The sequence below is a fragment of the Hoeflea sp. CAU 1731 genome, assembly GCF_039888615.1.
Taxonomy (GTDB): domain Bacteria; phylum Pseudomonadota; class Alphaproteobacteria; order Rhizobiales; family Rhizobiaceae; genus Flavimaribacter.
Window position 1 is genome coordinate 266,374 of sequence record NZ_JBDQQS010000005.1, and the last position, 23,838, is coordinate 290,211.

At 59.6% G+C, this 23,838-nt stretch carries 22 protein-coding genes; 13 read left to right on the forward strand and 9 right to left on the reverse strand.

Annotated features, from left to right (window positions below):
- Window positions 1-21: 21 nt before the first annotated feature.
- Window positions 22-1,065, forward strand: a complete 1,044-nt coding sequence (locus AAFN47_RS10855; protein ID WP_499809241.1) for a trans-3-hydroxy-L-proline dehydratase — start codon at window positions 22-24, stop codon at window positions 1,063-1,065.
- Between the two features lie 76 nt (window positions 1,066-1,141).
- Window positions 1,142-1,603 (forward strand): Lrp/AsnC ligand binding domain-containing protein, encoded by a 462-nt coding sequence (locus AAFN47_RS10860; RefSeq protein ID WP_220228297.1) that lies wholly within the window; start codon window positions 1,142-1,144, stop codon window positions 1,601-1,603.
- 6 nt (window positions 1,604-1,609) lie between these two features.
- Here the strand turns inward: AAFN47_RS10860 and AAFN47_RS10865 are convergent, their stop codons facing one another.
- The 3 genes from AAFN47_RS10865 to AAFN47_RS10875 all read right to left on the reverse strand — a co-directional run bounded on the left by AAFN47_RS10865 (window position 1,610) and on the right by AAFN47_RS10875 (window position 4,185).
- On the reverse strand, window positions 1,610-3,022 hold the full coding sequence (locus AAFN47_RS10865) for a sensor domain-containing diguanylate cyclase (RefSeq protein WP_499809289.1): 1,413 nt from the start codon (window positions 3,020-3,022) through the stop codon (window positions 1,610-1,612).
- Between the two features lie 399 nt (window positions 3,023-3,421).
- Entirely contained in the window at window positions 3,422-3,652 is a 231-nt protein-coding gene (locus tag AAFN47_RS10870; protein WP_499809242.1) for a hypothetical protein, read from the reverse strand.
- Entirely contained in the window at window positions 3,649-4,185 is a 537-nt protein-coding gene (locus AAFN47_RS10875) for a hypothetical protein (RefSeq protein WP_499809243.1), read from the reverse strand. Before AAFN47_RS10875 ends, AAFN47_RS10870 begins: the two co-directional genes overlap by 4 nt.
- A gap of 87 nt (window positions 4,186-4,272) precedes the next feature.
- Between AAFN47_RS10875 and AAFN47_RS10880 the strand changes: the two genes are divergently transcribed.
- The 6 genes from AAFN47_RS10880 to AAFN47_RS10905 all read left to right on the forward strand — a co-directional run bounded on the left by AAFN47_RS10880 (window position 4,273) and on the right by AAFN47_RS10905 (window position 9,431).
- Window positions 4,273-5,256: an NAD-dependent epimerase/dehydratase family protein gene (locus AAFN47_RS10880; protein ID WP_499809244.1), complete on the forward strand. Its 984-nt coding sequence runs from the start codon at window positions 4,273-4,275 to the stop codon at window positions 5,254-5,256.
- On the forward strand, window positions 5,253-5,834 hold the full coding sequence (locus AAFN47_RS10885) for a cupin domain-containing protein (protein ID WP_499809245.1): 582 nt from the start codon (window positions 5,253-5,255) through the stop codon (window positions 5,832-5,834). The genes AAFN47_RS10880 and AAFN47_RS10885 overlap by 4 nt, the downstream gene beginning before the upstream one ends.
- Window positions 5,835-5,848: 14 nt before the next feature.
- Window positions 5,849-6,625, forward strand: a complete 777-nt coding sequence (locus AAFN47_RS10890; protein ID WP_499809246.1) for an SDR family NAD(P)-dependent oxidoreductase — start codon at window positions 5,849-5,851, stop codon at window positions 6,623-6,625.
- A gap of 35 nt (window positions 6,626-6,660) precedes the next feature.
- Window positions 6,661-7,950 carry a histidinol dehydrogenase gene (hisD, locus tag AAFN47_RS10895; protein WP_499809247.1) on the forward strand — a complete coding sequence of 430 codons (1,290 nt, stop codon included), beginning with the start codon at window positions 6,661-6,663 and terminating at the stop codon, window positions 7,948-7,950.
- A 10-nt stretch (window positions 7,951-7,960) separates the two neighbouring features.
- Window positions 7,961-8,953, forward strand: coding sequence for a fumarylacetoacetate hydrolase family protein (locus AAFN47_RS10900; RefSeq protein ID WP_499809248.1), 993 nt, complete (start codon window positions 7,961-7,963; stop codon window positions 8,951-8,953).
- A 172-nt stretch (window positions 8,954-9,125) separates the two neighbouring features.
- A complete protein-coding gene (locus tag AAFN47_RS10905) occupies window positions 9,126-9,431 on the forward strand; it encodes an antibiotic biosynthesis monooxygenase family protein (protein WP_499809249.1) in 306 nt (101 codons plus the stop codon).
- On the opposite strand, the gene AAFN47_RS10910 is transcribed toward AAFN47_RS10905, so the two are convergent.
- Window positions 9,432-10,202, reverse strand: a complete 771-nt coding sequence (locus AAFN47_RS10910) for an SDR family NAD(P)-dependent oxidoreductase (protein ID WP_499809250.1) — start codon at window positions 10,200-10,202, stop codon at window positions 9,432-9,434.
- Window positions 10,203-10,284: 82 nt separating this feature from the next.
- On the reverse strand, window positions 10,285-10,968 hold the full coding sequence (locus tag AAFN47_RS10915) for a TetR/AcrR family transcriptional regulator (RefSeq protein WP_499809251.1): 684 nt from the start codon (window positions 10,966-10,968) through the stop codon (window positions 10,285-10,287).
- 438 nt (window positions 10,969-11,406) lie between these two features.
- Here AAFN47_RS10915 and AAFN47_RS10920 point away from each other — a divergent pair, with 438 nt between their 5' ends.
- The 4 genes from AAFN47_RS10920 (at window position 11,407) to AAFN47_RS10935 (ending at window position 16,054) form a co-directional block, all read left to right on the forward strand.
- Window positions 11,407-12,555, forward strand: a complete 1,149-nt coding sequence (locus AAFN47_RS10920) for an acyl-CoA dehydrogenase family protein (RefSeq protein ID WP_499809252.1) — start codon at window positions 11,407-11,409, stop codon at window positions 12,553-12,555.
- Window positions 12,552-13,598, forward strand: a complete 1,047-nt coding sequence (locus AAFN47_RS10925; RefSeq protein ID WP_499809253.1) for an enoyl-CoA hydratase/isomerase family protein — start codon at window positions 12,552-12,554, stop codon at window positions 13,596-13,598. The genes AAFN47_RS10920 and AAFN47_RS10925 overlap by 4 nt, the downstream gene beginning before the upstream one ends.
- The gene (gene mmsB, locus AAFN47_RS10930; RefSeq protein ID WP_499809254.1) at window positions 13,595-14,467 is read left to right on the forward strand and encodes a 3-hydroxyisobutyrate dehydrogenase; all 873 of its coding nucleotides are present in this window, start codon (window positions 13,595-13,597) and stop codon (window positions 14,465-14,467) included. The genes AAFN47_RS10925 and mmsB overlap by 4 nt, the downstream gene beginning before the upstream one ends.
- 444 nt (window positions 14,468-14,911) lie before the next feature.
- Window positions 14,912-16,054, forward strand: a complete 1,143-nt coding sequence (locus AAFN47_RS10935) for a serine hydrolase (protein WP_499809255.1) — start codon at window positions 14,912-14,914, stop codon at window positions 16,052-16,054.
- 780 nt (window positions 16,055-16,834) lie between these two features.
- On the opposite strand, the gene ligD is transcribed toward AAFN47_RS10935, so the two are convergent.
- From ligD to AAFN47_RS10955, 4 genes are all read right to left on the reverse strand, one after another.
- The gene (ligD, locus tag AAFN47_RS10940) at window positions 16,835-19,327 is read right to left on the reverse strand and encodes a DNA ligase D (protein ID WP_499809256.1); all 2,493 of its coding nucleotides are present in this window, start codon (window positions 19,325-19,327) and stop codon (window positions 16,835-16,837) included.
- Complete coding sequence (gene ku, locus AAFN47_RS10945) at window positions 19,327-20,208, reverse strand: non-homologous end joining protein Ku (RefSeq protein WP_499809257.1); 882 nt, start codon at window positions 20,206-20,208, stop codon at window positions 19,327-19,329. Before ku ends, ligD begins: the two co-directional genes overlap by 1 nt.
- A gap of 815 nt (window positions 20,209-21,023) precedes the next feature.
- Window positions 21,024-21,833, reverse strand: coding sequence for an SDR family NAD(P)-dependent oxidoreductase (locus AAFN47_RS10950; protein WP_499809258.1), 810 nt, complete (start codon window positions 21,831-21,833; stop codon window positions 21,024-21,026).
- 44 nt (window positions 21,834-21,877) lie between these two features.
- A complete protein-coding gene (locus tag AAFN47_RS10955; RefSeq protein WP_499809259.1) occupies window positions 21,878-22,597 on the reverse strand; it encodes a GntR family transcriptional regulator in 720 nt (239 codons plus the stop codon).
- Window positions 22,598-22,793: 196 nt separating this feature from the next.
- On the opposite strand from AAFN47_RS10955, the gene AAFN47_RS10960 reads away from it, so the two are divergent.
- Window positions 22,794-23,807, forward strand: coding sequence for a TRAP transporter substrate-binding protein (locus tag AAFN47_RS10960; RefSeq protein WP_499809260.1), 1,014 nt, complete (start codon window positions 22,794-22,796; stop codon window positions 23,805-23,807).
- The last annotated feature ends 31 nt before the right edge of the window (window positions 23,808-23,838 follow it).

The following is a 23,838-nucleotide window of genomic DNA, read 5'->3' on the forward strand; positions in this document are numbered from 1 at the left end:
CATATCGGGAAAGCTCGTCTCATGCGCAGCACGAAAACAATTCATGTGGTCTCCTGTCACGCGGAGGGCGAGGTCGGCGACGTCATTATCGGGGGCGTCGCCCCGCCGCCGGGCGAGACGCTGTGGGAACAGCGAAACTGGATCGAGACTGACGGAACCTTGCGCAACTTTGTGCTCAACGAACCGCGCGGCGGCGTCTTTCGCCATGTCAATCTGCTCGTCCCGCCGAAGCATCCGGAGGCGCAGATGGGCTTTATCATCATGGAGCCCGAAGATACGCCGCCCATGTCCGGATCCAATTCGATATGCGTGTCGACTGTCTTGCTCGACAGCGGCGTCGTCGCGATGCAGGAACCGGAAACCCTTCTCACGCTGGAAGCGCCGGGCGGGCTCGTACGCGTGCGGGCCGAATGCCGCAACGGCAAGGCGGAGCGCATCCACATTCGCAATGTCGCGTCATTCGCGGGACGGCTCGACGCGCCTCTGGAAGTGGAGCGCCTTCCCACGTTGAAGGTCGACACGGCCTATGGAGGCGACAGTTTCGTCGTGGTCGACGCCGCCGCTCTCGGTTTTGATCTCGTGGCGGACGAGGCGCATGACCTGGCCGAGCTCGGCATGCGGATCAGCGACGCCGCCAATGCGCAAATCGGGTTCGAACACCCGGACCTTCCCGAATGGCGTCACATCTCCTTCTGCCTGTTTGCAGGGCCGCTGACCGAGGGCGCAGACGGTTTGGAGGCGCGATCGGCCGTCGCTATCCGCCCGGGCAAGATCGACCGGTCCCCCACCGGGACCGCTGTTTCCGCCCGGATGGCGCTGCTCTGCGCGCGAGGCCAAATGCAGGTCGGAGACCGGTTCACGGCGACCTCGATCCTCGGATCGCGCTTCGCCGGAAGTATCGCTGAAGCCGCGATTGTCGGGACCAGACCGGCGATCGTTCCGGAGATCAGCGGACGCGGCTGGATCACCGGGACCCATCAGCACATGCTTGATCCGGACGACCCCTGGCCGGAAGGTTACCGGCTGAGCGACACCTGGGGCCGTTCCGACAGGAAAAAGCCTTGAATTCGTATCGCGCCATTCACTAATTCAGCGTCGAGTTGTAGTGTTTATCCGGGCGTATTGGAAAAATGACGGTGTGATGAAGAGCATTGACGCGATTGACCGAAAGATTCTCCGTACGCTCCAGCGCGACGGACGGCTGACCAATATCGAATTGGCGGACCGCGTCAGCCTCTCGCCGACGGCGACGGCGGAACGGGTCAAGAGATTGCATCGCGACGGCTTTATCGAGGGATACCAGGCGGTGTTGTCTCCTGAAAAACTCGGCCGTCATCTTCTCGTTTTCGTGCAGGTGAAGCTTGATCGCACGACGCCGGAGACTTTCGACGCGTTCGCCCGCGCCGTGCAGCGCAGCGACGACGTGATGGAATGCCACATGGTGGCCGGTGGCTTCGATTACCTGGTCAAGGCGCGTGTTTCCGGCATGGACGCCTACCGCGCATTTTTGTCCGACGTGATCCTGCCGCTTCCCGGCGTGCGCGAGACGCACACCTACGCAGTCATGGAAGAGGTCAAGAGCAGCAGCTATCTTCCGGTGTGAGCGCCGTTACGCCACGGTGCTTTGCTTCTGCGAGAGCTTGCGTTTCCTGGCGTAGAATTCCTGTTTCCGTTCGAACATCTTCAGATCCGCCCTGCGGACCACGGATTCCATGGATTCGCCCACTTCGCTCACGGCGGCGCCCAGCGAAACTTCGATCCGGGCTTCGGAATAGAACTGGTTGTTGGTCTTCAGCAGCTTCTGGAAGTCATCGATCATGACATTGATCTCCATCCAGCCGCAGCCCGGCATGAGGATGACGAACTCGTCGCCGCCGATCCTGGCGGCGCAGTTCGGCTTTGAGACCGTGGCGTTCAAGACTTCGCCCATACGCCGCAGCAGATTGTCGCCGGCGTCGTGCCCGAGCGAGTCATTGGTTTCCTTCAGGCCGTTCATGTCGATGATGATGACGCCCGCCGGCCGTAACTGCTTGCGCTCGAGGCGGTTGAGCTCTTCGGTGTAGAAGGCCCTGTTGTAGAGTTTCGTCAGCACATCATGCTTGCCGAGATATTCGAGATAAGCCTCGGCTTTCTTCCGCGCGGTGATGTCGGTCAGCGAAACGAGCACCAGAGACCAGTCGTTCTCGTGTCCGGGAAAGACGGAAAACTGTAAGAGCACATGGCGTTCGGACCCGTCGAGCGCATAGTTCACCACTTCACGGCTGTGCTGGAGTCTGCCTTCCCACAGTTCGATAAGCTGTTCGCGGAAGCACTTTTCCATGTCGTCGCGGAAAATCTCCTGCTGACGATGCAGCAAAGTGCGGCGATCCGGAGCCCTGAACAGGTCGAGCGTGGCGTTGTTGACCTCGATGACGCGAATCTCGCTCATGCATTGACGCACGAATTCCGGATGGACGTCGGTGAAGACCCGCAGGTCGGTGATGCCGCGATCGCGGATGCTTTCAAGCAGCACCTTGATTGCGCTGAAATTCTCGACCCAGAGCGAAACCGGAGAATGTTCGAAAATGCCTTCCGAGTAGCGGCGCTGGGCTTTTTCCCGCCGCCGATGTTCTTCGCGCTCGGTGACGTCTGAAGTCGTCAGAAGCAGGCGATCGAGCGTTTCTTCATGACCAGGCAGAACCGAACCATGGAGCTGGATATCAAGTCGCCTCCCGCTCAGCGTGTAATTGACGGCGTTGCTGGAAAATTCCAGTTTTCCTTCCCAGAGCTGCGCCAGTTCCTCAATATGAGTCGTCAGCATTTCGTCGCGGAACACGGAATCCAGATTGGCGACGAGGTGCTCCATGTCTTCTGCCTCGAAGAGTTCGAGCGTTCTGCGGTTGACCTGAAGCACGCGGATGGCCTGCGAGCAGGCTGCGACGCGATCCGGGTCGCTCCTGAGATAGGAGCGGAGATCCGTGACCCCCTCTGCGCGCCAGCGATCGAAGACAGCTTTGACCCCACTAAAATCCTCGACCCACATGGCGATGGGCGCAAGTTCGAAAATTTGCTCATTGTCGAAAACAGTATTCACTTCGTTCGCTCGATGCAGTGGGACTACAGTTGGACGCGGTGTTGAATGTTCGGCCTGAAAGTTGTTTTCCAGGCAAACTTTTACATCGGTGATTTCAAATGCATGCTTTGTATAGTTCTTGCTAAGGTAAATATCTTAAAAAAACTGTACAAGCCAAGCCATAAGGGGCGGCTTGATGTTAATAAATCACTGGTTGTGATAATCATGCCGCGCTCGGCGGTTCCTGATCTGGCTAAATAATCAGTTCCGACGGCGCGATGCGCTATAAATTCTGCCTCAGCGCGGTTGATCTTCCGGCCAAGTCGATTGATTCTGACGTCGTCTACATGGCATCAGACAGCAAAGCCATTACTTCTTGTCCTTGTCGCATTTCGACGACGAACGGAACAGGAAGCTCAGCAGAAAGAGCACGAGGCTGAAATCGAGCATTTTGAGGCCCTTGCGGGCCTCTTCCGGCGAGAGTTTGGCTGTCATCGGCATGGCGCCGAAGATCTTGCCCTTGACGACCAGCATGTCGCCGTCGCGACGAATCGCGCTTACATCCATGAGTTCCTTGCCGGTATTGTCGTAGATCTTCATTGGATGACCTTTTCGAAGTCTATGTCCATGTCGTCGAACATGCGGATGGCTGTCGCCCGCCCGGCGCCGAAAACGCCGCCACCGGGGTGCATGAACGGACCGACAAGGTAAAGTCTCTCGACGCCCGGAACGGTGAACTGGCCAAGATCCGGTGTCGGCCGGTGTCCCATCGACTGGTAGAGGAAGGGAGCGGCGCCGTGCATGTCGCCATTGACGAAGCTGTTGGGCGACGAGCGCTCCATGTCGAGGGGCGACCACGTTGTGCGCATGATGATGTTGTCGTCGGTGAGATTCGAGATGAATTTCCGGTAGTATTCGAGGTTCTTGTCGGCCTCGGCTTCCAGGATTTCATCCCAGTAGGCGGCGCCGTGACCTTCGATGTCGTAGGGCGCCATGGTGATGGCGTGGAAAATGCCTGCTCCTTCGGGAGCGCGGCTCGGATCGGCGTGGGTCTCGTCACCGCCACCGGTGAGCGGGCGCGGTGGTATCCGCTTGCGGCGCAGATAGTCGAAATCGTCGAGCAGGTCGGACAAGCGGTCATAAGTGATTGCGTTTGACAGTCATGGCGCAATTCACTATTTGGTCAACCAACCAATTTATAAATGGCCGGGGAGAAGGACATGCGGGTCGTCATAACGGGAGCCGGCGGATTCGTCGGATCCTCTCTTGTGCAGCGGCTGGCGACCAGCGGCAGGCTTTCACCGGACAAACCGAAGATTACTGAACTGGTGGCGGTCGATTCTGTTGTGTCTGATGGAAGCGAAGGCATCGTCGTAGTGGAAGGCGACATTCGCGATGCGTCGGTGCAGCAACGCATTGCGGAAAAGCCCTGCGACGTGATCTTTCATCTGGCCGCCGTGCCTGGCGGCGCCGCGGCGCGCGATTACGATCTCGGCTGGTCCGTCAATGTCGAAGCAACCGCCGCGTTGTTCACCGCCCTCGCCGTGCAGGACAATCCGGCGCGTCTGGTGTTTTCGTCCAGTATCGGCGTGTTCGGCGTGCCGCTGCCGAAGGACAGGGTCGACGACGCGACGCTGCCGCTTCCCACCATGAGCTACGGCGCCCAGAAGCTGATGATGGAGATTTTGCTTGCCGATTACGCGCGACGCGGCCTTATCGACGGTGTTGCCGTGCGTCTTCCGGGGATCATTGCCCGACCCCGCCAGCCCGGAGGGCATCTTTCGTCCTATATGAGCGACATTCTGCATGCGCTTGCAGCCGGGGAAGCATTCACCTGCCCGGTCTCGCGAACGGCGACTTCCTGGTTCATGTCGCGGCGCCGCTGCGTGGATAATCTCATCCACGCGGCGACGGTTTCGGTCGAAGCGCTTGGCGATCGACGCTGTTTCAATCTGCCGGCGCTGCATCTCACAATGGATGAACTGGTTGAAGGCCTGGTTGAACATTTCGGCCCTTCGGCGCGCGATCTGGTCGACTACGAACCGGACGCGGCGCTGGAAGCGCAGTTCGGCGCCTATCCGCCGATCGAATCGGCGATCGCCGACGCCGCCGGTTTCGTCCATGACGGCGCCGCAGCCGACCTGGTGTCGCGGGCGCTCGATCTGGAAACCACCAATACGGCGAATACGGGAGCAGTTGCATGAACAAACCGGTCAGACGGGTCGTCACGGGGCATGACGAGAACGGCAAGGCGATCGTGCTGACGGATGGTGATCCGCCAGTGGTGACGACCAGCCCGGTGCAGGAGGGGCTCGCCTTCTTCGAGATATGGAACACCAGCGAAACGCCGACAACAATCCTTCCGGAATTCGACGAACCGACCGTTCGGCACGAGGGAACTGCGCCGCCAAAGAACGGAACAGTGATCCGCATCGTCGACATGCCGCCGGAAGGTCCCGATGGACCGCAACTCGACAAGGAACAGGCTAAGAAGCTGTTTTCGGCAGTGGGGCTCGAAGAAAACGCCGAGCACCATAAGGCCAGTCGTCATCCGCTCATGCACAGGACCGAATCGATCGATTACGGCATCGTCTTGTCCGGCGAGATTGTCCTGCTGCTGGACGACAGCGAGGTGCATCTCAAACAGGGAGACGTCGTCGTCCAGCGCGGCACTATTCATGCCTGGACAAACCGAACGGATGAGATTTGCCGTATGGCCTTTATATTGACCGATGGTGAATTCGATCCCAATCTTGCCGAGACGTTCGACCAGCAAGATTGACGGGAGAGATGCAGGTGGAAGAGACACGACCGGTACCAAGGACGCCATCGTTCCGGCTCGACGGGCGAAAGGCGCTGATCTCGGGCGCCGGCAGGGGCATCGGGTTCGCCTGTGCTGCGGCGCTGGCGGAGGCCGGCGCGGCCGTAACGCTGATATCACGAAGCGCCGGCGAGATCGAAGCCGCGGCGGAGGCCCTGCGTTCGCAGGGCCGCGACGCCCGCGCGGCAGTGCTCGATGTCACGGATACAGCCGCCGTCCGCCAGTTCATAGACGAAGACGAGCGCCACGACATACTGGTCAACAACGCCGGAACCAACCGGCCCGGCCCGTTCCTGGATGCGACGGAAGAGAATTTCGACGTCATCATGACCCTGAATGTCAGGGCCGCCTATTTCATGGCCCAGGCGTTCGCCCGCCGTCTGACGGCGGAAGCGGGAACCGGATCCATCATCAACATATCCTCGCAGATGGGGCTCGTCGGAGCAGCCAACAGAACGCTCTACTGCGCCTCGAAACATGCGATGGAAGGCTTTACCAAGGCGATGGCGGTGGAGCTCGCGCCAATGGGCGTTCGGGTCAATACGCTTTGCCCGACATTCATCGAAACGGAATTGACGCGTCCGTATTTCGAGAGCACGGCGTTTCGCGACGAGGTTTTGTCAAAGATCAAGCTCGGACGGGTGGGGCAAATCGAAGACTTGATGGGCGCTGTTGTCTTTCTGGCCTCCGATGCGTCGTCCATGGTGACGGGCGCTCCGCTTGTCGTCGACGGCGGCTGGACAGCGGAATAAAACGAGAGCACTAACGCGCATCAGGAGTAGGTGAAGTGATCGAATATCTGAAAAAGGGCGCCGACGAGGCGGAAACCGGAGAGGCCGACCGCAAGGTCCGCCAGACCGTGGAATCCATTCTGGAAGATGTGACTGCGCGCGGCGACGAGGCGGTGCGGGAGCTGTCGGAGAAGTTCGACAAGTGGTCTCCGGAAAGTTTCAGGCTTTCCGACGCCGAGATTGCAAGTCAGATCGACAGCCTGCCGGAAGAAGTGCTGAGCGACATCGACTTCGCACAGGCGCAAATTCGCAATTTTGCCGAAGCCCAGCTCGCATCGATGAAGGATATCGAGATCGAAACCCTGCCGGGGGTCAAACTCGGGCACAAGCATATCCCGGTCGGCAGCGTCGGCTGCTACATTCCCGGCGGACGCTATCCAATGGTCGCCTCGGCCCATATGAGTGTGCTGACCGCAAAGGTCGCCGGCGTCGACCGGGTGATCGCCTGCACGCCGCCGCTCAATGGCGTGGCTCCTGCCGCAACCATCGCCGCGATGGCGAAGGCCGGCGCCGACGAGATTTTCCTGCTCGGTGGCGTCCAGGCCGTGGCGGCCATGGCGCTCGGAACCGATACTATTGCGCCCGTCGACATGCTGGTTGGACCCGGCAACGCCTTCGTCGCCGAAGCCAAGCGTCAGCTTTACGGCAAGGTCGGCATCGATCTCTTCGCCGGACCGACCGAAACTCTGGTGATCGCCGACGACACGGTCGACGCTGAAATTTGCGCCGTCGACCTGCTGGGACAGGCCGAACACGGGCCGACGTCGCCGGCGATCCTGCTGACGACGTCGAAGCGGATCGCCTCTTCCATTGAGGAGGAAATCGCGCGGCAACTCGAGACGCTGCCGACAGCCGATATCGCCCGGGTGTCCTGGCGAGACCACGGGCAGGTCATTCTCTGCGACACGGACGAGGAAATGCTGGCCGAGGCTGACCGGATCGCCTCCGAGCACGTCCAGGTCATGACCGCAAATCCGCGGTGGTTTCTGGAGAACATGCGCAATTACGGCGCGCTGTTCCTCGGTCCTCGCACCAATGTCGCCTATGGCGACAAGGTCATCGGCACCAACCACACGCTGCCGACGAAAACGGCGGCGCGCTATACCGGCGGGCTCTGGGTCGGCAAGTTCCTCAAGACCTGCACCTATCAGGAAGTGCTGACCGACGAGGCCAGCGCCATGGTGGGCGAATATTGCTCGCGGCTTTGCGCCATCGAGAATTTCGCCGGCCACAAGGAACAGGCCGATATCCGCGTGCGCCGCTACGGCGGCAAGAACGCTGCTTGAGGAATAACCGATGAAACTTGCAACAATCGATAACGGAACACGGGACGGCGAACTCGTCGTCGTCTCGGATGACCTCTCCCGGGCGATTTCGGCCAAGGCGATAGCGCCCAACCTGCTAACGGTCATGGAAGACTGGGACCGTTACGAACTGGCGTTGCGCGACCTCTCGTTCCGGCTGCAGGAGGGCGATGCGGAGGAAAGTTTTGCCTTCGATCAGTCCAGGACCCTGTCGCCCCTGCCGCGGTCGTTCCAGTGGATCGACGGCTCCTGCTTCAAGAACCATTTGCAGCTGATGGCGCTGGCGACCGGACGCGATCCCGAAATCGAGATGAATTCTCCCTATCCGCTGATGTATCAGGGCATGTCAGATGATTTCTATCGCCCGCAGGGCGAGATCGCGCTTCCGAGGGAGGAAGACCAGATCGATTTCGAGGGGGAGATCGGCGTTATTCTGAGCGAAGTGCCGATGGGAACGAAGGCGGAGGACGCCGAACAATACATCAAGCTCGTTCTTCTCATCAACGATGTGAGTTGCCGGGCTTTCGTCAAGCGCGAGATCACCGTCGGTTTCGGCTGGATGAACGCCAAGCCGTCGACCGCTTTCTCGCCCGTCGCGGTGACGCCCGACACGCTTGGCGATCATTGGCGGGAGGGCAAGTTGCATCTGCCGCTCAACGTGACCTGGAACGGAGAGCTGTTTGGCAGGCCGAACGGGTCGGAAATGAGTTTCTCCTTTCCCGAGCTTATCGAACACGCGGCCCATACGAGGAAGCTCGCCGCCGGCACCCTGTTCGGCTCGGGCACGGTTTCCAACAAGGCTTACCGGGAAGTCGGATCGGCCTGCATCGCCGAACGTCGCTCCATCGAGAATATCGAGGAGGGAGGCGCAAAGACCGAATTCATGAAGTTCGGTGATCGCGTGCGAATGGAAGTGTTCGATGGCGACGGTCAGTCGATTTTCGGAGCGATCGACCAGACCATCGCCCGGTACAAGCCTGTGTGACGATATGAGCGACAGGCCTTTCCTCGATCTCGCGGAAGGATAGGCGCTCGGTTTGAAGATCGGAAGGGACAACGGACGAATCGACCTGTGTCACCGGCGCGGATTTCCGCGTCGATGGCGCGGCGCTCGCGTGGTAAAGACCTGACCGACGGACAGAGGCAGAAGATTGCACATGATCATTGAAGTGGCGTCCATCAAGGTAAAGGCGGGAGACGAGGCCCGGTTCGAGGCGGCTTTTCGCGAAGCTGTCGACGTCTTTCGCCAGGCAAAGGGATGCAAGGGACTGCATTTGCAGAAGTGCTTCGAAGCGCCGGAGCTCTATCAGGCGATCATCCGCTGGGAGACCCTGGAGGCCCATACCGTCGACTTTCGCGAATCGGAGCTGTTTCAGCAGTGGCGCAGTCTGGTCGGACCTTTTTTCGCCGAGCCGCCATCGGTCCATCACTTCAGGATAGCGGTCGAGCGCGCGGACTTCTGATCAGTCGCCGATCACCGTGCCGCCGTCCACGACGAGATTGTGGCCGGTGACAAAGGCGCCGGCTGGCGAGGCGAGGTACACGGCCGCGCCCGCGATGTCTTCCGGGGTTCCCACGCGTCGCAGCGGGGTTTTCAGGATGCGTGGCGCCAGGATGTCCGGATTGCCGGTCATCGGCTTTGAAAACTCCGTATCGATCAGGCCCGGTGAAATCGCGTTGACGCGCACATTGTCCGGGCCGAACTCGACGGCGTAGTTTCGGGCAAGCTGGGCGATCGCCGCCTTCGAGAGGGCGTAGACCCCGATCTTGCCGTTTCCGCGCAGGCCCGAAAGCGACGATGTCAGAATGACCGCGCCGTCCTTCCTCTTCGCCATGCCCGGGATCACGCGGTTGCAGAGCTGAACCACGCTGCGCAGATTGATGCGCATGATGGCGTCATATTCGTCGTCCGTCGCCTCGGTCAGCGATCCGAAATGCGGGTTGATCCCGGCGTTGCAGATAAGAATGTCGATCGGTCCGAAGCCGGCTTCGGTTTCGGCGACCAGACGATCGAGCTCGGCGTCGACGCCGACGTCGCAGGGAATGGACAGAACGTCGACGCCTTCGTCGGCGATCTCCTGCCGCGCGGCTTCGCATCCGGCGGGTTCGTTGCTGGATATGACGACGCGGGCGCCCGCGCGTCCCAGTTCGCGCGCCATGGCGAAACCCAGGCCGCGATGGGAGCCGGTTACAAGGGCCGTCTTGCCTGTAAGATCAAACAGCGCCGATGTCATGAAAGAATGCTCTCCCCGCATATTGGTTGATCGACCAACTACTAGAAGGGTGTGGTCAGTGTGTCAAAGGAGAAAGCCAGTGTCAGGCGAGGTCCGACAGACCTTCCAGACCCTTGACCACGAACGTGAGCAGAACCGGGTAGGCGTCGTCGAGCTGGTCGGCAGACACCGTTCCCGACGTGATGGCGTCCACGCGCCGATTTTTCGACAGCGTTTGCAGCATGGCCACGAGCGAAAGCGAAAACCCGCGGATCAGAACCGGTTCCGCTACGCCCGGAAGCTGGATTCGCAACTGGTCGAGAAACAGCGCCGCGGTTTCATCGAAATTCTCGTGCAGCAGATCGATCCAGCGATTGGACTGTCCGAGTTGCGCCAGGATAAGCAGATAGGACTGCCAGCCTTCCGAACCCTTGATCATCTGTTCGAACAGCGGGTGCATGAAGGCGTCGAGGATTGTTTTGGTGCTGAGATTTCCGTCGTCCTCCAGCGCCTTCAGTCGCTCGCGACGCATCGTGCACAAAATGTCCGCGCGTCGTCCGACCACTTCCGCGAACAGCTTTTCCTTCGTTCCGAAATGGTAGCTCGCCAGCGCCAGTGTGACGTCGGCCTTCCGGGTGATGTCGCGCAGCGATACGGTGTCGAAGGTTCGCTCGCCGAACAACACCTCGGCGGCGTCCAGAATCTTGTCCCGGGTATTGTCTGCGCCGGGCTTCTGCGTCGACCTGCGCCTGCCTGGCGATGTCGTCGCCTTTGCCTTTTCGCTCATCGGTCCGCGTATCCTGTCTTGTTATGTTCATCCTGTTTAGCTGGCCCCGCCGTTTCCGTCACCTGCCTGCGCGACAAGGGTGTTGACAACCCGTATCAGCCCTTCATCGGTTCCGTCTGAGGCATGCCATTCAATCACTTCGACCATCTTTGGTCGGGCGGCTGGAAGGCCTTGAGCTTGGCGACACAGAGTCCTGACGCGGTCTTGCCTGCCTTTGCGACTACTGGCTGCCAGTACAATTCATCACATTGACTTCACGATTGCGATCGCGGCAGTTGGTTCCTCGCCGATCCCGGCATATACATGGCCGGGAGCGCTCCCGCCTGGATTTATCCTTGCGGTAACAGTGTAACCCGATAGGGGAGATTAGGCGTATAATATACCTGCGCAAGAATAACGCCAGGGTCGGATTCGCGCCACGCCTGGGAAGAGGAAACCATGGATTTTGAACTGAGTGCGGAACAGGAGGCCATTTTCGAGATGGCCCGGGATTTCGGGCAGGAACACATCGCGCCGTTCGCGCGCGAGTGGGAGAAAGCCGGCTCGATACCGAAAGAGCTTTGGCCGAAAGTCGGCGCGCTGGGTCTGGGCGGCATCTACGTGTCCGAGGAGTATGGCGGCTCCGGGTTGTCCCGGCTGGATGCGACGCTGGTCTTCGAGGCTCTGGCGATGGCCTGCCCGTCGGTCGGCTCCTTCCTGTCGATCCACAATATGTGCGCCGGCATGATCGACAAGTTCGCAAGCGAGGAGATGAAATCCGAATGGCTGCCGAAGATGTGCCCGATGGAGACCGTCGTTTCCTATTGCCTGACCGAGCCGGGATCGGGTTCCGATGCGGCCGCGTTGCGCACGCGCGCCGACCGGACCAATGAGGGATACAAGCTGAACGGAACCAAGGCCTTCATATCGGGCGGCGGCTATTCCGACGCGTATGTCGTGATGTGCCGGACGGGCGACAACGGACCGAAGGGAATTTCCACGGTCATCGTCAATGACGGAACGCCCGGCCTGTCATTCGGCGCGCGCGAAGAGAAGATGGGATGGTTGTCCCAGCCGACGGCGCAGGTGCAGTTCGACGACTGTATGGTTCCGGCCGAGAATCTCGTCGGAGAGGAAGGCAGGGGCTTCGTCTACGCCATGGCCGGTCTCGACGGCGGCAGGCTCAATATATCCGCAGGCGCATTGGGCGGCGCCCAGCAGGCTCTTGATGCGACGATTACCTATATGGGCGAGCGCAAGGCCTTCGGACAGACGCTCGACCAGTTCCAGGCGCTGCAGTTCAAGCTCGCCGATATGGAAACCGGCTTGCAGGCGGCCCGCACCTTTCTCAGGCAGGCGGCCTGGAAAGTGGACACGGGCGCGCCGGATGCGACGAAATTCTGCGCCATGGCCAAGCGTTTCGTCACCGACACCGCGTTCGACGTCGCCAATGACTGCCTGCAACTGCATGGCGGTTACGGTTATCTCGCCGAATACGGTATAGAGAAGATCGTGCGCGATCTCAGGGTCCACCAGATTCTCGAGGGCACCAACGAGATCATGCGGCTGATCATCAGTCGCGCGATGCTCGCAGAGGCCAGGCGATGAGCGACATCGATATCAGGACATCCGGCAAGGCGGGGCGCATTACGCTCCAGCGCCCGAAAGCCCTGAACGCACTGACTTACGACATGGTTCTGTCGATCGAGAAGGCGCTGGACGAATGGCGTAGCGACGACGACGTCGACGTGGTCATCATCGACGCAGAGGGCGAGAAGGCGTTTTGCGCTGGCGGTGACATCGCCGAGCTTTATTCGACCGGCAAGGCGGGCGATTACGCCTATGGTCGCCGGTTCTGGGCCGACGAATACCGGGTGAATGCGAAAGTCGCCGAGTTTCCCAAACCCTATGTCGCCTTCATGCAAGGGTTCACCATGGGAGGCGGCGTCGGCATCGCCTGCCACGGTTCGCACCGGATCGTCGGAGACACGAGCCGCATCGCCATGCCTGAATGCGGCATCGGGCTGGTGCCGGATGTCGGCGGTTCGCTGCTTCTGGCGCAGGCGCCCGGTCGAAGCGGCGAATATCTGGGTACGACGGGCGCGCGGATGAACGCCGCCGACGCGATCTACGCCGGTTTCGCCGACGCTTATCTTCCCGAGGCCGACTGGCACGGACTGATCGCGGATCTGGAGACCAGTGGCGACGTCGAAGCGGTGACAAGACGGGCTGTCGAAGCGCCGGCTGGCGTACTCGCTGGCATGCAGTCGGAGATCGACCGGGGATTTTCCGGCAAAAGTCTCGCCGATATCCTGGACGCCCTTGAAAACATGGACAGTGATTTCGCCCGCGATAGCGCAAAGACGCTGAAACGCAATTCCCCGCTTTCGTGCGCCGTCACGATCGAAATGACCAGTCGCATGCGCGGCGAGACGAGCATCCGCGAAGCGCTCGAATTGGAATACAGATATACTTTCCGCGCCATGCAGCATGGCGATTTTCTGGAAGGCGTCCGCGCCCAGATTATCGACAAGGATCGGAATCCGCATTGGCGCCACCAAAACATCGACGACCTTTCCGCAGAGGATGTGTCGCAAATGCTGGCGCCGCTCGGCGAAAACAGTTTGAATCTGGAGGAGAAACTCACATGAAGATCGGATTTATCGGCCTTGGCAATATGGGCGGGCCGATGGCCAGCAACCTCGTGGAGGCGGGCCACCAGGTGACCGGTTTCGATATTTCGGCGCCGTACCCGGAAGGCGTCTCCGGGGCTGAGAGCGCCGCCGCCTGCGCCGCCGGCCAGGAGGCCGTCATCACGATGCTGCCCAATGGTGCGATCCTGCGCACTGTCGCCGCCGAAATCATCCCGGTAATGGATAAAGGGACCGTTTTCATCGACTGTTCGACAGTCGACGTCGAAAGCGCGCGGGCCGTGGCGTCAGATGCTGCCGCGGCGGGACTGGCGCCGGTCGACGCACCTGTTTCGGGCGGGGTCGGCGGCGCGACGGCCGGAACCCTGACCTTCATGGCGGGTGGTTCGGAAGACGCCTTTGCGAAGGCGAAGCCGCTCTTCGACATCATGGGACAGAAGGCCGTTCACTGCGGCGAATCCGGCGCCGGCCAGGCCGCCAAGATCTGCAACAACATGATCCTCGGAATCACCATGATCGGAACCTGCGAGGCTTTCGCGCTCGCCGACAAGCTGGGTCTCGACCGGCAGAAGATGTTCGACGTGGTGTCCACCTCGTCCGGCTATTCCTGGACGATGAACGCCTATTGCCCCGCGCCCGGGGTCGGCCCGCAAAGCCCGGCCGACAACGACTACAAGCCGGGTTTTGCATCCGACCTCATGCTCAAGGACCTGCGCCTGTCGCAGCAGGCGGCCGAAGCCGTCGACGCCGACACGCCGATGGGCCAGCGCGCCACGGACCTCTACCGGATTTTTGTCGAGGACGAAGACGGTTCGGGACGGGATTTCTCTGCGATGCTTCCGCGTTTCGAAAAGCGAAACCGCGAGTAGAATCAGTTCGGATGAAGCACGACGCTTTTGCGAGCCTCAAATTATCTCTCCATCCCCCCGTATCACGCCCAAGATGTTTTCGGTCAGTTCATCGGAACCCCGGACGCCTATCAGGCCTCTCCCGTTTTGTTGCTGGATGTCGGAGTGTAGACCGATGGACGATCGTCTCGAATTCACCGCCCGGCTTCCTTGAAGGAGCGCAGATGGCGGCGCGATGACCGGAATCCCGACCTTCATGGCGTTGAGGGCCCGGAATTTTCATTACGCCGGTTTGCCTGTCTCATACGTTCAGGCCAGGCTGTCGACCGGACAATTGAGCGGATCGAGTCGCCGTCTCCTGTTCCCGGGTGCATGCATTTTTAACAGACATCTGGCAAAGTCCCAGGGAAAACGGCGGACGGCGGACAGCGTCGCGCCGGCGGTTGGCTATCAAGGAGCAGCATCATGCGAGGTTTCATCATTGGTTCGATAATGGCGGCGATAGCAGTCATGGCGCCGGGCGCCGGCGCAGCGGCCGACGATGATCCCCTGCTTGAGACGATCGCGCAGCAATCGGGCGGCGCCTTCATGGCGGCGACCGGCGTACCTGCATTGATCCTGGCGGTCGTCCATGACGGAAAGTCTGTTGTGGTCGGCTTCGGCGAGCGGGCGGGACCAGGTTCGCCGGCGCCCGACGGGTCGACAATTTTTCGGACAGGCTCGCTTTACAAGACCTTCAGCGGGGCGATGCTCTCCAGTCTGGTGTCCGAAGGCAGGCTGGGCTTTGAAGACCATCCCGGAACCTATCTGAAATGGGACATCGAATGGCCTTCCCTGGACGGCCGCGACATCCGCGTCATCGACCTTGCGACCCATGCAAGCGGTTTGCCGCGGGATCTCGTCCTGCCCGAGGGCCAGACGCTCGATCCCGCCGCGTCGGTCGACCAGTCGATCTTCGAGGCAACCTTCAGTCGACCGCTCCTATTTGCGCCCGGGACTGGTGTGAGCTACTCCAATGTCGGTTTCGATCTCCTGTCCCACGTCATGGCGGCCGCGGCGGACGAGCCCTATTTCGACTATCTGACAAAGACGATCCTGCAGCCCAACGGGTTCACGTCGACGACGCTGACGCCGGATGCGAGCCAGCTTGACAATCGTCTGCATGGACAAAGCCCCTCCGGCAAGGAGATTCCCGACGCCGGCGTCGCGCCCGCCGACGCATCCGGCGGCTTTTTCTCGACCGCCGACGATATGGTGCGCTGGCTTTCCTGGCATCTGCGCACCGAGCGGGACGATGACGCCGAAGTACGCCTGCTTGACCACGCCCAGTGGATGTCGCGGGACGGTCTGTCGCCGATCTTCCTTTCGACCGCCGAGATCGGCCGGATGGACGCGATGGGGCTCGCCTGGGTAATCATGCACCCGGACGGAGATCGGCCTCTCGTCTATCAGAAAACCGGCGCGCGCTCGGGCATCGTCAGCCACCTCGCGTTTTCGCCCGCCCGCGGCGTCGGCGTATTCGCCGCCATCAACCGTTTTGACGTCCCGGCCACCGAACTGCTCGGCACGCTCGCCAACACGATCATCACCGATCTTGCTTCGCGGTGAGGCCTGCTCTGAAGGACGCGTGCGAGGGGTGTGGGCAAAGAAGCGTCGGGTTTTTGTCGAGCAGTTCGCTCGGCGTTCAGGAGTTTCCCGAGCATTTCCTGTTCAGCACAGCGCCAGTCTTCTGTCTTCTCCGTCTGTGTGCTTTGGCAGGCGCCAGGCGCCAAAGCGCGTCCCGATAGCTGTTGAATTGCGCCATAAAACAGGCGGTAAGATCATGGCGGCTCTCCGCTGTCAAATCGCTCAGGGCATGCCCGACGGAGAGGTCAAAAGCGCTCGCACAAGAAAAAAATGTGCGCGACATTCTGGAGTGTCAAAAATATTCGCGCATGCGGGAAGCAGTTCGCCGTCATATTCGGGCAGCACCCAATCGACATCCGAGAGTGAGCCGCAGCTCAACAGTTGAAGTTCAACAGCGCGACCGCGACTATGGCGGCGCATTTCATCAATGAGCCATAGGTCTACCGATATTCTGTGGTCAAAAAGCGATGGTCATACGGGCAATCTTGCCGAATTTCTGGCGGTGTATGAAGTTGCAGGTGCGGGATCAGTCCTCCTTTGCGGAAAACGGTTAACCCGGCTTTTGTCTCAAAATCGGGGTGCACTACACCATGTATCCGGTATCAAACGCTAACTATGTGACAAAAATGGACGAAGATTAGATGGTGCCCAGCCTGAATAACCAAACCGAATTCTGCGAATAAGGCAGCGCGCCCGTGTAATCATGGAAGAATTTCCAAAACAGCGACGATCAAGCCTCACCGCTTTCAGATAGCTCTATGGTCACCGAGAGATCATGCTCTCTAAATCACGAACTACCGATGCCGATATCGACTGGTTCGAACTCACCGAGATTAGCGGGCAATTTTCAGCCAACCGCTTGAGCGCGGTGGCCATGTCGAAGCTACTGGAACTGTCGAGCTCAACCAGTTCCTCCCATCTCACCGGAACCGCAACTGGAGCACCCTTGCGTGCGCGAATGGAATACGGCGCGATTGCCGTCGACCCGCGGTCGTTGCGCAGCCAATCGACAAAGATTTTGCCCTTCCGTTTTGCCTTGGACATCGTTGCGACGTAACGATCCGGATCGCGCTCGGCGAGAAAGGCGGCAATCGTTCGCGTGAATGCAGTGACGGTCTCCCATTCAGCGGTGCGCCGCAACGGCGCTATGACGTGAATCCCCTTGCCGCCCGTTACCATTGGCGCGCTTTTCAGGCCGATATCGGCAAGCAGGTCGCGCACTTCGCCGGCCGCTTTCTTGACGTCGCTGAAATTCAGTCCCGCATCAGGATCGAGGTCGAAGACGATGCGATCGGGTTTTTCCAAATTGTCCGTACGCGAACCCCAGATATGAAATTCTATGGCGCCCATCTGGGCGGCGGCGACGAAGCCGGCCTTCCGGGTGATCACCATGTAGGGTTCGGTCTTGCCGGAGCTTTCCCTGATGTCGATGGAGCCTATCTCGCCTGGAAAGCCCTTTCCGGCATGTTTCTGGAAAAAGCAGTCGCCCTTGCGCCCGTCGGGGCAGCGCAGCAGCGAGATGGGGCGGTTCCCGGCGAGATCCAGCATGCGTTCGGACGCCTTGGTGTAATAGGCGGCGACGTCACCCTTGGTGCATCCGGCGTCGGGAAACACGATGCGGTCGGCGCTGGAGACGCGAACGCCAAGATAATCCGGCGCGTCTGTGCTCTCCGTCTCCGGCTTTTCGAACTTTACCATAGACGCCTCCTTGTCGTCGCGCAAACCTTGGAATACGCCGTGTCGGATGACATCCTGATCCGTCAGTTCAGCGTATTCAACCTCGATGACGAGATCGGGCGTTACCCAGCGCGCGGAACGCGCGACCTCGGACGGCGCGTCGTCGAATGGAGATGACTTGCGGCCACGCGATTTCAGCTTTTCACACAGCATGTCCAGATCGTCTTCACCGAGCCCGCCGCCAACGCGCCCTCGATAGCGCAGATCGCCATTCTCCCGTGAGCCAACCAGGAGCGAGGCGAACGGTCTGCCTCTTGCCTTTGACGGAGACCAACCTCCGACGATGAATTCCTGTCGGCGCCTGGCCTTGATCTTCAGCCATGCGCCGCTCCGCGCGCCGGTATACTTGCTGTCGGCCGCTTTGGAGATAATGCCTTCGCCGCCAGCCTTCCGCACCGCGTCAAACACTTTCGCGCCGTTACCGCGCACATGTTCAGAGTAGCGGAGGGGCGAATTTTTCGGCCTCCCGGTCAGCAATTGCTCAAGCGTCGCCTTTCGCTCTGCGAGTGGTTTCTTCGTCAGGTTTTCACCGTTCAGTTCCAGCAGATCGAATGCTATGAAGAAGACGGGTCGACCCTGCTCAAGGTCACGCTGTAGGGCCGAGAAGGGCGATCCCTTGCCAGGATCGCTTGAGACTACTTCGCCGTCTATGAGCGCGTTGTCGCAATCGAGGGCCTGAAAGGCTTCCGGCAGACCCACGTACCTGTCCGTCCAGTCGAGTCCGGAGCGGGTATAGAGCTTCACGCCCCCTTTCCCAAGAGCGGCAAGGCACCGATAGCCGTCGAACTTCGTCTCGTGCAGCCAGGCGTCGCCTTCGGGAGCCGCGCCGGTCAGTCTTGCGAGCTGTACTTTGCGGAAACGCGGCCGGCGCATAGGATGATTTCTGCTTTCTTGCTCTTTTCGGCGCGCAGCCTTTTTCCTGCTTCCAGGCTTTTTGCCATCGGCGATTTCGTCCATCGCACGTGCTGTGGCGACGCTGGACTTGTAACGCTCTGTAAGAGCGTCCTCGTCATCTTCTTCGAAGGCGTCATGCTCCTTGATAAGAAGCCAGTTCTCGCGCTTCTCGCCCATTTTGCGACGCATACGCACCAGAGCCCATCCACCTTTCATACGCTCGCCATGAAGGCTGAATTTCAATGTGCCTTTCTCAAGCCCTTTCTCGAAATCTTCCTGCGGCGCCCACCAGCCCCGGTCCCAAAGCATCACTGTGCCGCCGCCATATTCTCCCTTGGGAATCGTGCCTTCAAAGTCGCCATAGTCTATTGGGTGATCCTCAGTGCGCACGGCGAGCCGCTTGGCTGATGGAGCTGCGCTTGGCCCTCGTGTCACGGCCCAGCTCACGAGTGCGCCCTCCCATTCAAGACGAAAATCATAATGCAGTCGGGTGGCGTCATGTTTCTGCACCACGAACAGTGGTCGGTTGGAGCGCCTTTCTGCAGCCGCGCCCCTCGGTTCCGCTGTACGCGAGAAGTCGCGTCTGGCGACGTAATCCGCGAGCCTGTCGGCGGAGACGCCCATCAGGCCGACTTTTTCTTGCGAGACGCTGACGAGGACTTGCTTTGGCGGGATTTGCGCGATCTCCCGGAGGAGGACTTTTTACCGTCCTCTGTCTTTTCAAGGCTCTTCTTCAACGCGGCCATCAGGTCGATGACATTGTCGCCACCACTACCACGATCGCTGTCGCCTTCGGTCTCCACACGCTTCGTCGACTTGCTCCTAGTCTTGCGCGCGATCAGCTCGCGCAACGCAACGGTGTAATTGTCCTTGAAGGCTTCGGGATCGAACTTCGAGGTCTTCCGCTCGATCAGCGAGGTTGCGACGTCCAGCAATTCCTCGTCGGCTTTCTCATCCTCGATATCCGAAAACAGCGGTTCAGCTTCGCGAATTTCTTCGGCGTAGTGCAGCGTTTCCAGCAGCAGCCCGTCCCCGCATGGCCGGACGGCAACCAGATATTCCTTTCCGCGCATCGTCACCTGTCCGAGGCCAGCCATCTTGCTGGCGCGCAGGGCGTCGCGGACCACGCGATAGGCGTCTTCTGCGAGCTCGTCTGTGGGTACAAGGTAATAGGGTTTGTTGAAATAGATCGGGGGGATTTCGCAGGCGTCAACGAACTGCACCAGTTCGAGCGTCTTCTTTGTTTCAAGCTTGATTTCGTCGACATCCTCGGGATCGATCAGGAGGTACTTGTCTTTCTCATATTCGTATCCCTTGACTATTTCGTCAGTGTCGATCGGGCCTATGCCCGAAACCGTTTTCTGGTAACGAACAGGCTTTCCGCTCGGTTCGTGTATCTGGCGAAAGCTGATGCGCGCGCCTGTCTTTGTCGCCGAGTAAAGCTCGACGGGTATCGAAACAAGAGAAAGCCTTATCTGCCCTTTCCAGACCGGTCTTGCCGCCATCGGATACTCCACTGATCGAATAATATCGTATTGGCGAGCCCACTGTTTTCATAAACAGACAATCCGGTCGTTGTCCGCCCCTGCGGACAGACTTCAGCAGAGCCGCAACACGCTTTCGGACTCAAACGCATAGAAATCCACAGAAGTTCCGAACGGAACGCCAACTGATTGCCTCAAGCAATGTGAAGCAGGAAAAGCGTTCGGGGTCGGAGTTGGGCTCAAATAGGGAGTTAGTACGCGAAGTCGGTAAAAGCGGTTTGTTTGTTTGTTCGCGTATCGAGCCAAGATACAGATTATGTCGTCATAGCCGTCACAAGCCGTCTTACTTATTTGTAATCAATGGCTTACTGATGAAAAAAAGCTGTCCTCCATCGTCACAAGTTGTCATTTTAGTGGTGGGTTCTACCGGTGTAGATTTCCGCTGTGAAGTGACCCGGTAGGCCCCAAGATTTTCATTGAGAATTGACCCATGTGAACACCTTCTCCACTTCATCGAGGAGGTCTACAACAAGCGCAGGCTCCATTCTGCGCTCGGCTATCTGAGCCCGCAGCAATTTGAGGATCAACACATCCGGCAGACTGGCAAAACGGCAGCCTGATCAGTGTCCACCCTCAGGGGCGCACTCCGAAAAGGCGTCAACATTGCATGCCGATTGACAATCAGTGCCTATGGTGCACGCATCGGCCAATGTCGAGGATTCGCTTGGCTCCGACCGAATTCGATGACGTTCACCTTCGGTCAACCTTGGCCAATAGAGAAACGATTAGCGCGTCCGGGACCGCAATCTATCGGTTCGCAGGTAGCGCCGGTTTGGCTAGGCGGGCAACATTACTTCAAATCCGCCGTCAATGGGCCAGTTGATGCCTGCCGAAGCGCCACCATCGACGCGGATGATCTGACCTGTCAGAAACCCCGCGGCCGGTGACGCCAGAAAGATTGCTGCGCCCGTCAAATCATTGATCTTGCCCATCCGGCCGAGGGGGGTGGCGGTTTGATTCCATGCTTGAAGGTTTGGGTCGGACCATAGTTTTTCCGTCAAGTCAGTCAGTATGAACCCCGGCGCCAAACCGTTTACGCGCACGCCATGCTTGCCCCACTCCAGCGCCAACACACGGGTCATACTTGACAGACCGGATTTTGCCATGCCGTAGGGTGCGACCTGAGCCAGCGAGCCAAGGGTCGAGAGGCTGTCGATGTTGATCTGGTTGCCGCTGCCCTGCTTGACCATCTGCCGGCCGACAGCTTGCGCCATGAAGAACGCGCCGCGCAGGTTGGTGTCAAAGATTCGGTCGTAGTCTTCGGGCGTGTAGTCGAGGGCGGGCATGCGCTTGTTGATGCCAGCGCAATTGATCAGCGTGTCGATGCGACCGTTTTCGGCGACGACGGCATTAATGCAGGCCGAAATCGCGTCGGTGTCGGCAACGTCACAGGCTTGCCATGACATTGTATAAGGAGCGGGATTAGAAGATTGGCAGGCTGCCTGCAGTGTCTCCTCGTCCCGTCCGGTGATGACAACTCTGGCCCCGCGCGCGGCGAACGCCTCGGCCAAAGCGAGGCCGATGCCCCGGCTGCCACCGGATACAAGAACAACGGTGTCCGCAACGCTGAACAGTTTATCTGCCATTCTTGTACTCACTGAGCTGCTTGATGCCTGGATTTTGGGATCTTTCATCCATTGGTGAAATGCGTTCGTGTCGCGGGACGGTCTTCTGTCTCTTCCAGTGCATAGATGACTTTTATATTCTCGATTGCCTGGCGCAGGTGCTTGCGCAGGCCGCTGGATGCCTGCTCCTTGTCACGCCGCTGGAGCCCTTCGACGATGTTTGCGTGCTCGATCATCGCCGCCTCGCGTGCTGGACTGCGCCGCGCCGAAAGGAATCGCGCGCGCCACAGTCGAGCATGATACTGCTTGTGGGTCTTGATAAGGGGCAGGTTCTTGGTCGCGGCGACGATAGCTACGTGGAACCCCATGTCCACCTGGAAGAACTCGATGGGATCCGGGTTGTCCTTTGTCGCAAGCATGGTCTCGTGCATTGCCTTGATCTTGCGGATCTCGTCTTCGGTCGCCTCGTCGCAGGCGCATTCTCCCGCGAGGCATTCGAGCGCCGACTGAACCAGCAGAAGATGGGTCACCTCGGCAAGCGACGGTTTCGCGACGATTGGGCTTCGTGCTGGCGCCATCTCGACCAGGCCCTCTGTCTCGAGCAACCGTAGCGCCTCGCGAAGCGGTGTTCGGCTTACCGCCAGCGCGGCTGAGGTTTCTCGTTCATGAATGTGATCGCCAGGTTTCAGTTGCCCAAGCAGTATCTGCCTTCGCAAAACATCTGCGACCTGATCACCAAGGCGCTGGCGCGATATGGGTGGCATATTGATAGCAATCTTCATCATTTTCGGAGGGACGTCTCCAAGGATCCTCTCGACCTCGCTGCCATTCATTCGGCCAGTTTATGTGATTGGTATACCATATATTGACCGAATGATGTAGTTAGTATACCAGTTTTTATGCGACCACGTTTTCTTGCTTTGCCCTTCGTTCCAGGGGTGCGGAGAGCGTTGCGACAAACGAGCTTACTGGGAGGAAATCATGAAACGTTTAACTCTAGCGGCCGGCACAGCTGCCGCGATGTTCTTGGCGACGGGCGCATATGCCGCCGAATTCAATCTCCGCATGCAGACACAGTACGCAGCCGACTCCGTGTCGGGCAAACTCGCTCAGGAATTCATCGACAATGTTCGCTCCATGTCGGGCGGCCGCGTTGAGATCGAGATGTTCTGGGCATCGGCCGTTGTGGCCACCGTCGAAGGTTTCGACGCAGCGGCAACCGGCATTCTCGACGGCGAGATGCACGGCGGTGCGTACCAAACCGGCAAGAATCCGGCCTTCCAATTCGTCGGCGATCCGATGGGGGGCTATGACACGCCTTGGGAGCTTTACAGCTTCTTCTACAACGGCGGCGGCAAAAAAGCGGCCAACGAACTCTATGAAGCGCACAACATGCACCTCGTTGGCTGGTGGACCGGCGGCCAGGAGGCCATGTCCTCGTCCAAGCCGCTCCGCGGACCGGAAGATCTGAAAGACTGGAAGTTCCGTTCGCCTCCGGGCCTCGAAACCGAGATCTTTGCCCAGCTCGGCGCCTCACCGATCGTTATCGACTTTACAGAGGTGTTCACGGCGCTCGAGACGGGAATCATTGATGGTGCGGACGCTTCGAGCCTCGCCAACAATGTTGGCTTGGGTCTATACGACCTTGTCGACCACGCGACCTATCCCGGGTTCCACTCGATGCCGGTCGACCACGTGACTTTCAATCTCGACGTCTGGAACAGCTTCCCGGATGACATCAAGTCGATCATCGAAGTTGCGACCCAGGCGCTGGCCTTCCAGACCGCGATGACGATCAATATCGCTAACGAGGAAGCCGCGACGATGCTGAAGGCCAAGGGCGTTACACTCTATGATTGGTCAGCAGAAGATCGTGCGGAATTCCGTGCCGGCGCACAGCGCGCGTGGGACGGATGGGCCGAGAAGACGCCGGAAGCCAAGGCGCTGGTTGAGGCGCACCGCACCTTCCTACGTCGGATTGGCAAGATCAATTAGGCGCAGGCATTTCTGATCGGCTACGATGCGG